General features: G+C 68.2%; 12 protein-coding genes. 5 read left to right on the forward strand and 7 right to left on the reverse strand.

Annotated elements, in window-relative coordinates:
- Position 1 precedes the first annotated feature (1 nt).
- From SY91_RS06280 to fahA, 4 genes are read left to right on the forward strand one after another with little or no spacing between them, the layout of a single operon-like run.
- Positions 2-232, forward strand: a complete 231-nt coding sequence (locus SY91_RS06280) for a DUF2783 domain-containing protein (RefSeq protein ID WP_124476159.1) — start codon at positions 2-4, stop codon at positions 230-232.
- Positions 229-1,587, forward strand: a complete 1,359-nt coding sequence (locus tag SY91_RS06285) for an MFS transporter (protein WP_185921113.1) — start codon at positions 229-231, stop codon at positions 1,585-1,587. The genes SY91_RS06280 and SY91_RS06285 overlap by 4 nt, the downstream gene beginning before the upstream one ends.
- Before the next feature lie 16 nt (positions 1,588-1,603).
- Positions 1,604-2,938 (forward strand): homogentisate 1,2-dioxygenase, encoded by a 1,335-nt coding sequence (gene hmgA / locus SY91_RS06290; protein ID WP_185921114.1) that lies wholly within the window; start codon positions 1,604-1,606, stop codon positions 2,936-2,938.
- Positions 2,935-4,239: a fumarylacetoacetase gene (gene fahA, locus SY91_RS06295; protein WP_185921115.1), complete on the forward strand. Its 1,305-nt coding sequence runs from the start codon at positions 2,935-2,937 to the stop codon at positions 4,237-4,239. The genes hmgA and fahA overlap by 4 nt, the downstream gene beginning before the upstream one ends.
- 164 nt (positions 4,240-4,403) lie before the next feature.
- Here fahA and SY91_RS06300 read toward each other — a convergent pair whose 3' ends face one another.
- The 6 genes from SY91_RS06300 to SY91_RS06325 form a co-directional block, all read right to left on the reverse strand.
- Positions 4,404-5,564, reverse strand: coding sequence for an MFS transporter (locus SY91_RS06300; protein WP_185921116.1), 1,161 nt, complete (start codon positions 5,562-5,564; stop codon positions 4,404-4,406).
- 93 nt (positions 5,565-5,657) lie between these two features.
- Complete coding sequence (locus tag SY91_RS06305) at positions 5,658-6,827, reverse strand: MFS transporter (RefSeq protein WP_185921117.1); 1,170 nt, start codon at positions 6,825-6,827, stop codon at positions 5,658-5,660.
- A gap of 221 nt (positions 6,828-7,048) precedes the next feature.
- Complete coding sequence (gene bluB / locus SY91_RS06310; protein ID WP_023476274.1) at positions 7,049-7,792, reverse strand: 5,6-dimethylbenzimidazole synthase; 744 nt, start codon at positions 7,790-7,792, stop codon at positions 7,049-7,051.
- A gap of 172 nt (positions 7,793-7,964) precedes the next feature.
- Entirely contained in the window at positions 7,965-8,963 is a 999-nt protein-coding gene (locus SY91_RS06315) for a 2-hydroxyacid dehydrogenase (RefSeq protein ID WP_023476275.1), read from the reverse strand.
- Positions 8,964-8,993: 30 nt separating this feature from the next.
- Positions 8,994-9,977 (reverse strand): LysR family transcriptional regulator, encoded by a 984-nt coding sequence (locus tag SY91_RS06320; RefSeq protein WP_023476276.1) that lies wholly within the window; start codon positions 9,975-9,977, stop codon positions 8,994-8,996.
- Positions 9,978-10,401: 424 nt separating this feature from the next.
- Positions 10,402-10,719, reverse strand: coding sequence for a hypothetical protein (locus SY91_RS06325; RefSeq protein ID WP_124476168.1), 318 nt, complete (start codon positions 10,717-10,719; stop codon positions 10,402-10,404).
- A 44-nt stretch (positions 10,720-10,763) separates the two neighbouring features.
- Here SY91_RS06325 and SY91_RS06330 point away from each other — a divergent pair, with 44 nt between their 5' ends.
- On the forward strand, positions 10,764-11,975 hold the full coding sequence (locus SY91_RS06330; RefSeq protein ID WP_023476278.1) for a pyridoxal-phosphate-dependent aminotransferase family protein: 1,212 nt from the start codon (positions 10,764-10,766) through the stop codon (positions 11,973-11,975).
- A gap of 27 nt (positions 11,976-12,002) precedes the next feature.
- On the opposite strand, the gene SY91_RS06335 is transcribed toward SY91_RS06330, so the two are convergent.
- Positions 12,003-12,938, reverse strand: coding sequence for a helix-turn-helix domain-containing protein (locus SY91_RS06335; protein WP_023476279.1), 936 nt, complete (start codon positions 12,936-12,938; stop codon positions 12,003-12,005).
- Between the last annotated feature and the right edge of the window lie 91 nt (positions 12,939-13,029).

The raw sequence follows: 13,029 nt of genomic DNA on the forward strand, positions 1-13,029 counted from the left end.
CATGCCCTCACTCGACACCCGCCCGCGCCTGGCCGATCCCGATGCGTTCTACGAAGCGCTGATCGACATGCATCGCGACCTGTCGGACGCCGACAGCCAGCTCGTCAATGCGAAGCTGATCCTGTTGCTCGCGAACCAGGTCGGCGACGCCGACGTGCTGCGCGAAGCGATGGCGCTCGCGCGCCAGGGCGTGACGCCGCCCGTGCATCCGGCCGCGGAGGTGGCGCGATGAGCGCGACGGCCGATACGCGCGTGCTCGAAGTCGAGCGCGTGATCGACGAGACCCATCGCCCGGGTTTTCACTGGATGCTGCTCGCGCTGTGCGGGCTGTGCCTCGTGATCGACGGGTTCGACGCGCAGGCGATGGGCTACGTCGCGCCGAGCGTGATCGCCGAATGGGGCGTGCCGAAGCAGGCGCTCGGGCCCGTGTTCAGCGCGAGCCTGTTCGGGATGCTGCTCGGCGCGCTCGGGCTGTCGGTGCTGGCCGACCGGATCGGGCGGCGCCCGGTGCTGATCGGCTCGACGCTGTTTTTCGCGGTGACGATGCTCGCGACGCCGTTCGCCGGCTCGATCCCCGTGCTGATGGCGCTGCGCTTCGTCACGGGGCTCGGCCTCGGCTGCATCATGCCGAACGCGATGGCGCTGGTCGGCGAGTTCAGCCCGGCCGCGCATCGCGTGAAGCGGATGATGATCGTGTCGTGCGGCTTCACGCTCGGCGCGGCGCTCGGCGGCTTCATCAGCGCGGCGCTGATTCCGGCGCTCGGCTGGCGTTCGGTGTTCTTCGTCGGCGGCGCGGTGCCGCTCGTGCTGACGGTGGCGATGCTCGCGCGGCTGCCCGAATCGCTGCAGTTCCTGGTGCTGAAAGGGCGCGTCGCGCAGGCGCGCGACTGGCTCGCGCGGTTCGCGCCGGAAGCCGGCATCGATGCGAATACGCGGCTCGTCGTGCGCGAACGCGCGGCGAGCGGCGCGCCGGTGGCCGAACTGTTCCGCCATGGCCGCCTGCCGGTCACGCTGCTGCTGTGGGCGATCAGCTTCATGAACCTGATCGATCTGTACTTCCTGTCGAACTGGCTGCCGACCGTGATGCGCGAGGCCGGCTATTCGCCGGGCACGGCGGTGATCGTCGGCACGGTGCTGCAGACGGGCGGCGTGATCGGCACGCTGTCGCTCGGCTGGTTCATCGAACGTTACGGCTTCGTGCGCGTGCTGTTCGCCTGCTTCGCGTGCGCGGCCGTGTCGGTGGGGCTGATCGGCTCGGTCGCGCATGCGCTGCCGTGGCTACTGGTGGTCGTGTTCGCGGGCGGGTTCTGCGTGGTCGGCGGGCAGCCGGCCGTGAACGCGCTCGCGGGCCAGTATTACCCGACGTCGCTGCGCTCGACGGGCATCGGCTGGAGCCTCGGCATCGGCCGGATCGGCTCGGTGCTCGGGCCGCTCGTCGGCGGGCAACTGATTGCGCTCAACTGGTCCAACGGCGCGCTGTTCCACGCGGCCGCGGTGCCCGTGCTGTGCTCGGCGCTGTTCGTGCTCGGCCTTGCGGGCGTCACGCGCCGCAGCGCTGCGCAGGCGCCGAACGCCGCCCTGAATTGATGGAGAAAGGAAAACGATGACGCTTGACCTGTCGAAACCGGCGACCGCCGGCTACCTGAGCGGTTTCGCGAACGAATTCGCGACCGAGGCGCTGCCCGGTGCGCTGCCGCACGGCCGCAACTCGCCGCAGCGTGCGCCGTACGGACTGTACGCGGAGCAGCTGTCGGGCACCGCGTTCACCGCGCCGCGCGGCCACAACCGCCGCTCGTGGCTGTACCGGATTCGCCCGGCCGCCGTGCACCGGCCGTTCGAGCCGTATGCGGGCGCGCAGCGGCTCGTGTCGGAATTCGGCGATTCGGCCGACGTGCCGCCGACGCCGCCGAACCAGCTGCGCTGGGACCCGCTGCCGATGCCGGTCGAGCCGACCGATTTCGTCGACGGTCTCGTGACGATGGCCGGCAACGGGTCGGCCGCCGCGATGAACGGCTGCGCGATCCACCTGTATGCGGCGAACCGCTCGATGCAGGACCGCTTCTTCTACAGCGCGGACGGCGAGCTGCTGATCGTGCCGCAGCAGGGGCGGCTGTTCATCGCGACCGAATTCGGCCGGCTCGACGTCGAGCCGTTCGAGATCGCGGTGATTCCGCGCGGCGTGCGTTTTACCGTCGCGCTGCCGGACGGCGATGCGTGCGGCTATATCTGCGAGAACTTCGGCGCGCTGCTGCGCCTGCCGGATCTCGGCCCGATCGGCTCGAACGGGCTCGCGAACCCGCGCGATTTCCTGACGCCGCAGGCCGCGTACGAGGATCGCGAAGGCGCATTCGAGCTGATTGCGAAGCTGAACGGCCGGCTCTGGCGCGCGGACATCGGCCATTCGCCGCTCGACGTCGTCGCGTGGCACGGCAACTACGCACCGTATAAGTACGATCTGCGGCTGTTCAACACGATCGGCTCGATCAGCTTCGACCATCCCGATCCGTCGATCTTCCTCGTGCTGCAGGCGCAGAGCGACACGCCGGGCGTCGACACGATCGACTTCGTGATCTTCCCGCCGCGCTGGCTCGCGGCCGAGGATACGTTCCGCCCGCCGTGGTTCCACCGCAACGTCGCGAGCGAGTTCATGGGGCTCGTGCACGGCGCGTACGACGCGAAGGCCGAAGGCTTCGTGCCGGGCGGCGCGAGCCTGCACAACTGCATGTCGGGCCACGGGCCCGATGCGGACACGTTCGAGAAGGCGTCCGCGAGCGACACGACGAAGCCGCACAAGGTCGACGCGACGATGGCGTTCATGTTCGAAACCCGCACGCTGATCCGGCCGACGCGCTACGCGCTCGACACGGCGCAGCTGCAGGCCGACTACTTCGAATGCTGGCAAGGCATCAAGAAACACTTCAATCCGGAGCAAAAGTGAGCGATATCCAAGACTGGCGCGCGACGCTCGATCCGGCTCGCAAGAGCTGGATCGACACGGCGAACGATCCCGCGTGCGATTTCCCGATCCAGAACCTGCCGTTCGGCGTCTTCAGCGATGCGAAGCAGGGCGTGCGCCGTGCCGGCGTCGCACTGGGCGACCAGATCGTCGATCTCGCCGCGCTCGCGCGTGCGGGCCTCGTGACGCTGCCGGCCGGCGCCGATGTGTTCGCCGCACCGACGCTCAACGCGTTCATCGCGCTCGGCCGCGATGCATGGCGCAGCGTACGCTCGCAGCTGTCGGCGCTGTTCTCGCGCGACAACGCGACGCTGCGTGACGATGCGACGCTGCGCGCGCAGGTACTCGTCGCGCAGCGCGACGCGACGCTGCATCTGCCGGTCGAGATTCCCGGCTACACCGATTTCTATTCGTCGAAGGAGCACGCGACCAACGTCGGCTCGATGTTCCGTGATCCGAAGAATGCGCTGCTGCCGAACTGGTCGGAGATGCCGATCGGCTACAACGGCCGCGCGTCGTCGGTGGTCGTGAGCGGCACGCCGGTGCGGCGCCCGAACGGGCAACTGAAGCTGGCCGACCAGGAGCGTCCGGTGTTCGGCGCGTGCCGCAAGCTCGACATCGAACTGGAGACGGGCTTCATCGTCGGCAAGGGCAACGCGCTCGGCGAGCCGATCGCGTGCGAGGACGCGGAAGCGCATATCTTCGGGATGGTGCTGCTGAACGACTGGAGCGCGCGCGATATCCAGCAGTGGGAATACGTGCCGCTCGGGCCGTTCAATTCGAAAGGCTTCGCGACGACGATCTCGCCGTGGATCGTCACGCTCGACGCGCTCGAACCGTTCCGCGTCGCGCAGCCCGAGCAGTCGCCGCAGCCGCTCGCGTATCTGCGGCATGCGGGCAAGCATGCGTTCGATATCGCGCTGGAAGTGACGCTGCGCGCCGAGGGCGCAGCCGAGGCCACGTCGATCTGCCGCACCAACTTCAAGCACATGTACTGGACGATGGCGCAGCAACTCGCGCATCACACGGTGGCCGGCTGCAACACGCGCGTGGGCGACCTGATGGGCTCGGGTACGATCAGCGGGCCGACCAAGGATTCGTTCGGCAGCCTGCTCGAACTGACGTGGAACGGCAAGGAGCCGGTCGCGCTGAACGGTGGCGGCAGCCGCACGTTCATCGAGGACGGCGACGAGCTGACGCTCGCGGGCTGGTGCCAGGGCGAGGGGTATCGCGTCGGCTTCGGTGCGTGTGCGGGCAAGATTTTGCCGGCGCGCAGCGTGTGACGGATCGCAGCGCGAGATGTGACGTATAGGTCACGCGCAGGTCACGCGTAGTCCGGAAGGACAGGACGGCCCGCATTGCGCGGGCCGTTGTTGTTACCGCGGGAAGGGCGCGAGCGGGCCGATACGTACGGGGGCGTGATGCTGCGCGCCAACGCCAACCCGCATCAGACCGCGCGTTGCACCGCGGCGCGGCGCTCCCACAGCGCCGCCACGACGAACGCGGCGACACAGGCGACCAGCACGCCGATGAGCGCGTTGCTGCCCAGTTGCTCCATCAACGCGCCCGCCACCAGCGGGCCGCCAAAGCTCGCAGCGCTCCACGACGCCGACACGAGCGAACTCGCGGTGACGAGCGCCGCGCCGCGGAACCGTTCGCCGCACGCGACGAGCGACAGCGTATAGATGCTGCCGGCCGCCGCGCCGAGCACGAACAGCAACGGCCAGCACAGCCACGGATTCGCGATCACGAACGGCAGCAGCGGCAGGCCGGCCAGCACGATCCAGCCGGCGCCGAGGTGCACGCGTTCGCGGCCGAGCTTGTCCGCGAGCCAGCCGATCGGGAACTGCATCGCGGTATCGCCGAACAGCATGATCGACGCGAGCAGCACGGCGGTCGCGCTCGCGACGCCGTGATCCATCGCGTAGAGCGGCAGCAGCGACAGCGCGAGCGTGTCGAACAGCGCGAAGAAGCCGGTGCCGATGATCAGCGCGGGCATGCGCGGCAGCACCGCGAGCCAGCTGTCGTGCGCTGCGTGATGCGCGTCGTCGCCGGCGAGCGGCGCACGGCGGATCGTCGCGAGCGTCGGCAGCGCGAGCAGGAACAGCGCGCCGCACAGCGCGAAGCGGATGCTGGGCGCGCCGGCGATCTGGCTGACGAGCACGGGGCCGGCCATCTGAAACAACGTGAAATTGGTCGCGTAGATCGCGACGACGCGGCCGCGTGTCGAATCGTCGGCGAGCTGGTTCACCCATGCTTCGCCGATCGTGAACAGCAGCATCAGCGCGGCGCCGCACAGCACGCGCAGCACGCCCCACAGGATCAGGTTCGACGTGAACTGCATCAGCGTGGTGGCCGCCGCGAGCAGCACGACCGACACGACGATCGCGCGGCGCGCGCCGATGTGCCGTGCGAGCGCGGTGACGAACGGGACGATCGCGAGGCCGCCGAGCGCCTGCGCAGCGGTCAGCATGCCGACGACGTTGGTGCCGTGCCCGGCTTCGGTCAGTGCGAGCGCGGTGAGCGGCAGCGTGGCGCCGGTCCCGAGGCCGACGACCGCGACGCTCAGGATCAGCGCGAGGAAATCGCGATTGAGAATGGCTTTCATCGGCCGCGATGCTACACCGCGACCGTTGAAAGGTCCATGAAGGCCGTCAGGATCGGATGGAGTTGCGTACGCAACGATCGCAGCAGGGTAATGTCACACGTACTCGGTCGGCACGACCACCGGGCGGCGTTCGAGCGACGCCGACCACAGCGTGAGCGCGAGCGCGGCGATCGCCATCGCGACGCCGACCCACGGCAGGCTCACGAGCGACACGCCCGAGCCGATCGCCATCCCGCCGAGCCACGCGCCGGTCGCGTTGCCGAGGTTGAACGCGCCCTGATTGAGCGTCGACGCGAGGTTCGGCGCGTCGCTCGCGCGATCGACGATCATGATCTGCAGTGGCGGCACGATCGCGAACGCGAGGATGCCCCACACGAAGATCGTCGCGAGCGCGGCGAACGGCAGATGCATCGTGCCCGCGAACAGCGCGAGGACGATGCCGATCAGCGCGAGCGTCGCGATCAGCGACGGCATCCGGCGCCAGTCGGCGAGCTTGCCGCCGAGCGTGCCGCCGACGGTCAGGCCGAGGCCGAACAGCAGCAGCACGTAGGTGACCTGGCGCGGCGAGAAGCCCGTCACGTCCTCGAGGATCGGCGTGATGTACGTGAACACGCTGAACAGGCTCGCGGACGCGAGCACGCTGATGCCGAGCACCATCAGCACCTGCGGGTGCTTCAGCACGCTGAATTCGCGCGTGATGCTGGTGTCGGGCATCGCGAGGTTCTTCGGCAGGCACACTGCGAGCGCGGCGGCCGCGGCGATGCCGATGCCGGTGACGGCCCAGAACGTCGCGCGCCAGCCGAACGCCTGGCCGAGCGCGGTGCCGAGCGGCACGCCGAGCACGTTCGCGAGCGTGAGGCCGGTGAACATCAGTGCGATCGCCTGTGCGCGGCGGTTCGGTGCGACGAGGTTGCTCGCGACCACCGAGCCGATCCCGAAGAACGCACCGTGGCAGAACGCGGTGACGACGCGCGCGGCCATCAGCACCGCGTAGCCGGGCGCGATCGCGCAGAACAGGTTGCCGGCGATGAACAGCCCGATCAGGCCCATCAGCGCACGCTTGCGCGGCATCTTCGCGGTGACGATCGCGAGGATCGGCGCGCCGATCGTCACGCCGAGCGCGTAGCCCGACACGAGCATCCCGGCGGCCGGAATCGACACGCCGAGGTCGTGCGCGACATTGGGCAGCAGCCCCATGATCACGAATTCGGTGGTACCGATTCCAAATGCGGCGACGGCAAGGGCGAAAAGAGGCAGGGGCATCGCGGTAGGCTCGGGAAAGGATGCCGCTCGAGCCAGGCGCGGGAGGCGCGGGGCGGGCGGTCGGTGAGGCGAACGTCAGCCGCGATTCTACTTCAGTGAAAACCCCTATGCTCGGGGCCAAAACGGGTGTTGCCGGCGTGCGACGGGGCGGTAAGCGGGAAGCTCACAGTGTGGGATTCGCGGGGGCCCAGGGCCGGGATGATGGCGGCTGCCGGAGGGGATCACGCGATGCGTTCGGACGGCCCGTCGCGCATCGCGTCCGGCGTGTGCTTCGTTTCGCTGGCCACCCCCGCTGGCGCCGCAGCCGATCCGGCCCCATCGATCGCCGCCGGATCGTCCCAGCCGTTCTCGAACAGGCAGGCTTCGATCGGCATCCGCGCGGCCCAGCGCTCTGCTTCGAGCATCGGCTTCGCATAGAACGCGTCGACGTGGCCGACGCACAGCACGGCGATCGGCTTCGCGCCGTCGGGCATCCGCAGCAGCGTGCGCAGCGCATCGACGTCGAACAGCGACACCCAGCCCATCCCGAGCCCTTCCGCGCGCGCGGCCAGCCACATGTTCTGGATCGCGCACGCGGCGGAGGCCAGATCCATCTCCGGCAGCGTGCGGCGGCCGAATACGTGGCGTTCGCGGCCGTCGGCGAGCGCGACGACCAGCAACTCGCCGCATTCGCGCACGCCTTCCACCTTCAGCCGCATGAATTCGTCCTGGCGCTCGCCGAGCGCGTCGGCGGTCGCGCGGCGTTCGGCCTCGACCAGTGCGTGGATCGAGGTGCGCAGGGCGGGATCGGTGATGCGGATGAAGCGCCACGGCTGCATGAAACCGACGCTCGGCGCATGGTGCGCCGCGCGCAGCAGCCGCGCGAGCACGGCCGGATCGACGGGCGCCGGCGTGAAGTGGCGCATGTCGCGCCGTTCGAAGATGGCACGGTAGACGGCGGCGATGTCTGAATCGTCGAAACGCATGAGCGGCAAAGGCAGGGAAGGACGTCGGCGCAACGATAGCAGACGGCGCGCGCGAAACGTTACTTCAGCCGAAACAATGCGCTGAATTGTTGACGAGGGTGAGTGCGGTGCGCGGCAGCGCGCACGAGCAAACGATTGCGGAGGCGCTGCACGCCATTAAACGTGCGGTTTCTCAACGGTTTGCGGTCACGACGTTCTGCGGCGTGCCCGCATGCCACGCCTCGATGTTCAGCAGCGTCGTGTGCGCGATCTCGGCCAGCGCCTCGCGCGTGAAGAACGCCTGGTGCGATGTGACGATCACGTTCGGGAACGTCAGCAGGCGCGCGAGCACGTCGTCCTGCAGCGGCAGGTCGGAGTGATCCTCGAAGAAGAGCCCGCTCTCCTCCTCGTACACGTCGAGCCCGAGATGGCCGAGCTGGCCGCTCTTGAGCGCGTCGACCAGTGCCTGCGCATCGACGAGGCCGCCACGCCCGGTGTTGATCAGCATCGCGCCGTGCTTCATCCGCGCGAGCGTCCGCTCGTTGATCAGGTGGTGTGTCGACGGCAGCAGCGGGCAATGCAGGCTGACGATGTCGGCATGACGCAGCAGCTCGTCGAGCTCGACGTAGCGCGCGCCGAACGCGATCAGCTCGTCGTTGTACGGCGGCACCGAATGCGCGAGCACGTGCATCCCGAAGCCCATCATGATCTTCGCGAACACGCTGCCGATGATGCCGGTGCCTATCACGCCGACGGTCTTGCCGTGAAGGTCGAAGCCCAGCAGGCCGTTCAGCGAGAAGTCGCCTTCGCGGGTGCGGGCGACCGCGCGCGGCAGGCGGCGATTGAGCGCGAGGATCAGCGCGACCGCGTGTTCGGCGACCGCATGCGGCGAATACGCGGGCACGCGCACGACCGTGATGCCGAGCCGTTCGGCGGCGGCGAGGTCGACATGGTTGAAGCCCGCCGAGCGCAGTGCGATCAGCCGCGTGCCGCCGTCGGCGAGCCGTTCGAGCACGGCCGCGTCGACGGTGTCGTTGACGAACGGGCAGACGACGTCATAGCCGTGCGCGAGGATCGCGGTTTCCGCGTCGAGGTGCGACGGCTGGAAGTGCAGCCGATAGCCGAACTGCCGGTTGGCGGCGGTGAACGAATCGTCGTCGTACTGACGGCTGCTGAACAGGATCACGCGCACGCTGCACCTCCGATGGCTGACGCGCGCAGTTTACTGCAGCCCCGTGACGATGTCGGAGCGTTCGGGGCCGCGTACCGGCCGAAGGAAGCCGTAATCCGCCTGCTCGCGGGCGGCCGGCGCGCTGAAGTACTCGAGCGCGTGCTCGACGAAGCTGCGGGTGCGGGCCGGCACGTACTGGCGGTTCGGATAGACGAGCGACAACTGCGCGTCGGGATCGTCGATCCGGTAGCCGGCCATCAGCCGCACGAGCGTGCCGTGGTTGAGCGCGTCGGCGACGCACGGCTCGGGCAGCACCGCGATGCCGGCGCCGGCCACGGCCGCCGCCTGGACGAGCGCGAGCTGGTTGACCGTGCAGGCCGGGCGCACCGTGACCGAATGGGCGACGCCGTCGTGGCCGACCAGTTGCCACGTCGGCGCGTGCTGGTGCGGCGCGAGCGTGACCCAGTCGTGTCCCGGCAGGTCGTCGGGCACGCGCGGCTCGCCGCGGCGGTCGAGATAGGCGGGCGCCGCGCACGCGACGAACGGGTTCGGCGCGAGCGCATGGCCGATCAGCGTCGGGTTGCCGTCGAGCCGGGTGCCGGTGACGATGCCGACGTCGTAGCCGGAATCGAGCACGTCGAGCGGCCCTTCGGCGACGGTCAGCTGCACGCGCAACTCGGGGTAGCGGTGCCGGAAGCTGCTGACGAGCGGCGTCAGCGCCAGCGGCGACAGCAGCCCCGACGCGACGACGCGCAGCGTGCCGGCCGGTTCGCGCACCGCATGCGCGACGGACGATTCGAGGTGGTCGAATTCCTCGAGCAGCGCGCGGCAACCATCGAGGTAGCGCACGCCAGCCTCGGTGAGCGACAGATTGCGCGTGGTGCGATGGATCAGTCGTGTGTTCAGGTGGCCCTCGAGCATCGCGATCGAACGCGTGACGAGCGCATTGGACACGCCGAGATGGTGCGCCGCGCGCCGGAAGCTTTGCTGCTCGGCGACGCAGACGAATACACGCATGGTCTGAATCTGGTTCATGGCTTGCGTATTTCTGGCCCGGTTGATTGATTATGGTTGTGATTTTTCGCCGCGCAACGTCGAAGGCGCATCGTGCGGCTCCAGCTTGCCCTCGTATCGAAAAATCTATATTTCGATTCCGTAGACAATTGTTCAATACAGAACCGATATCCGTCAACCTGAGAAAATGGGCGGCTTGCGTAAAATCGAAATCGCGGGTACCGGTTTAACGCTGCAACGCAGCAAGAACGCACCGGACAAAACCGAATCGGTATTGGAGTATGTGTCGATTTGGAAAATATTTATCAAATTAATCAATGTGTTGCGGGTAGTTCGAGCGAGCCGGTACACGGCGGTGCAGGAGTCGTTCCCCAATACGGTCAGGAATGGTGGATGTTTTTTCCACGTTCGGATTTTGTGTATCGAATTCGCTCCGCGATTTGTATCAGGTGGCCGGTGTATTGCGTTCGATCCGCCAATTGGGCTGAACCGCCGGTTTCGAAGAATCGTCTTGATATTGGCGAAGAAAATCGCGCGTACGGAACCCGAATGGAACCGTTTCGCAACCGGGGGCAATCTTTTTCCAATCCGGAAGATCATCGCGCATGCGGTGCATGGCCGTCTGGCCCGGTTCGATGACCGGGCCACCGTCGCGCTGTCCGGACGCGTGTGCCTCTTGCGCGAGGCGGCGGAACACGGAATGATCGATCAGTTCGCTGCGTGCAACGGGCGCGTGCCACGGACGCCGTGCTCCGGGTGCCATGCCGTGGGCGTTCGAGCATTTCCTTTCCTCATCCTTTTCCAGCCATGTCCATCGATTACTCGCCGATTCCCTGTCCCGTCGTCGTGCCGCTCGACGCGATCCTGCCCGAAGAACCGCTGCTGATGATGGGGGCCGGCCCGGTTCCGATCCCGGCCGCGGTGGCCAAGGCGAACACGATCGTGATCAACCACCTCGGCGCGACGATGGCGAAGATCATCGAGCAGGTGAAGGAGATGGCGCGTTACGTGTTCCAGACCCGCACGAAGTGGGTACTCGGCGTCGCGGGCCCGGGCTCGGCCGCGATGGAAATGGCGATCTCGAACCTCGCATGGCGCGGCACGCGCGTGCTGTCGATCCGCAACGGCTTCTTCAGCGCGCGGATGGCCGAGATGGCCACGCGCGTCGGCGCCGACGTCGCGATGCTGGAAGTGGCCGATCGCGCGGTGGCGAGCCTCGACGAGATCGCCGACGCGATCGCGCGCGAGCGGCCCGAGATCGTCACGATCGTGCAGGGCGAGACGTCGAACACCGTGTGGAACCGCGACCTGCGCGACATCGCGGCGCTCGCGAAGGCGGCCGGCGCGCTGGTCGTCGTCGACGCGGTGTGCACGCTGTCGACGATGCCGCTCGAGATGGACGCGTGGGGCATCGACGCGGTGATCACCGGCGGCCAGAAGGGGCTGTCGTCGATCCCGGGCGTGTCGCTGATCGCGTTCTCCGATGCCGCGTGGGAGCGCATGAAGACGCGCCCCGAGCCGAACGCGCACTGGTGTCTCGACATGGCGCTCGCGGAGAACTTCTGGCACAACGCCGGCTATCACTACACGGCGCCCGTGTCGGGTGTGCTCGCGCTGCACGAGGCGCTGCGGCTCGTCTGCGCGGAAACGCTCGAAAGCCGCTTCGCGCGCCACCTGCGCTGCTCGCTGGCGCTGCAGGCGGGCGTCGAATCGATGGGGCTCAAGCTCTATGCGCCGAAGGACTGCCGGCTCAATTCGGTGGTCGGGATCGAGACGCCGGAGGGGCTGACGCCCGGGATGGTCTGCGGCCATATCTCGAAGCAGTACCAGGTCGAGATCTCGGGTTCGTTCGGGTTGCCGATCGTGCGGATCGGGCAGATGGGCGAGCAGTGCCGCGAACACAACCTGTTCCGCACGCTGCATGCGTTCGGCCGCACGATGGTCGACCTGAAGGTGCCGGTCGACCTGCCGGCCGGCGTCGCGGCGCTCGAACAGGAACTGTCGCGGCGCGGCACGTAAGCGCGGAACAGCGGAAAGGGGCCGCGCTCAGCGGCCTTGCATCGCGCGCCGATACGTATTCGGCGTCGTGCCGTGCGCGTCGCGAAAGCGATGGCTGAAGTGGCCGGCGTTCGCGTAGCCGCAGTCGGCCGCGATCTGCGCGAGCGGCAGCGACGTCGTGCGCAGCAACTCGCGGGCCCGGGCGAGCCGTTGCTCGGCCACCCACGCGTGCGGCGCGCGGCCGAACGACAGCCGGAACATCCGCGAGAAATGGTATTCGGACAGCGCGGCAACCTCGGCAAGTTCGCCGAGCGTCAGCGGCTGCGTGAGATACGTGTCGATGTAGTCGCGCACGCGGCGGCGCACGGCCGGCGCCAGCCCGCCGCGGAACGACGTGTCGGTGCGCGTCGTGCTCTGGCCGCGCAGCAGCAGGCTCAACACTTCGTGCGCGGTTTCGTTCACGCGCAGCCGCTGGTCGGCATCGTCCCAGCCATCCAGCGCGAGCGAGCGCAGCAGCGCCGCGACGCGTGCATCCTCGAAATAGGTGCGATCGGCGAGCTTCAGCTCGCGCGGCTCGCGATCGAGCTCGCGGATCGCACGCTGCGTGAAGTGCTCGGGCAGGAAATAGAGGTGGATGAAATGCATTTCGCCGCGCACCCACCAGCGTGATTCATGGTCGCCCGGCAACGCGCACAGCAGGCTCGGCGCGCCGTAGCGCGGCACGCGCTGGCGCTCGGTCCGGTAGCCGCCGTCGAGGTAGCACGACAGCGTGTGATGGCCGGGCTGCTCGTAGACCGTCTCGCTTTCATCGGTGATCCGCGTCCATTCGGCGATCGCGAGGTGATCGCCGAGCCATGCGAAGCGCTCGAGCGTCGCGTTCGCGTCGGCGAGCGTGCGACAGACCGACTGCAGGCCGAACGGCAGATCGCCGCCGGCCAGGGCGGCGGCGCGGTCGACGGGTGGGGCGCAGAGGGAGAGACTCATGATGCGCCGAGTATAAGCGGGCGCGCGGCGCCGCGTGCGGCGCGCCGAAAAAGACCGCAATTCCGGACAATCGACCCACGCTGGGCGACGG

Source organism: Burkholderia cenocepacia, from assembly GCF_014211915.1.
Lineage (GTDB): Bacteria > Pseudomonadota > Gammaproteobacteria > Burkholderiales > Burkholderiaceae > Burkholderia > Burkholderia orbicola.

Bases quoted from the DNA above. Each gene is read 5' to 3' on its own strand.
- SY91_RS06280 (WP_124476159.1), top strand. From the start codon at position 2: ATGCCCTCACTCGACACCCGCCCGCGCCTGGCCGATCCCGATGCGTTC.
- SY91_RS06285 (WP_185921113.1), top strand. From the start codon at position 229: ATGAGCGCGACGGCCGATACGCGCGTGCTCGAAGTCGAGCGCGTGATC.
- hmgA (WP_185921114.1), top strand. From the start codon at position 1,604: ATGACGCTTGACCTGTCGAAACCGGCGACCGCCGGCTACCTGAGCGGT.
- SY91_RS06300 (WP_185921116.1), bottom strand. From the start codon at position 5,564: ATGAAAGCCATTCTCAATCGCGATTTCCTCGCGCTGATCCTGAGCGTC.
- SY91_RS06305 (WP_185921117.1), bottom strand. From the start codon at position 6,827: ATGCCCCTGCCTCTTTTCGCCCTTGCCGTCGCCGCATTTGGAATCGGT.
- bluB (WP_023476274.1), bottom strand. From the start codon at position 7,792: ATGCGTTTCGACGATTCAGACATCGCCGCCGTCTACCGTGCCATCTTC.
- SY91_RS06320 (WP_023476276.1), bottom strand. From the start codon at position 9,977: ATGAACCAGATTCAGACCATGCGTGTATTCGTCTGCGTCGCCGAGCAG.
- SY91_RS06325 (WP_124476168.1), bottom strand. From the start codon at position 10,719: ATGGCACCCGGAGCACGGCGTCCGTGGCACGCGCCCGTTGCACGCAGC.
- SY91_RS06330 (WP_023476278.1), top strand. From the start codon at position 10,764: ATGTCCATCGATTACTCGCCGATTCCCTGTCCCGTCGTCGTGCCGCTC.
- SY91_RS06335 (WP_023476279.1), bottom strand. From the start codon at position 12,938: ATGAGTCTCTCCCTCTGCGCCCCACCCGTCGACCGCGCCGCCGCCCTG.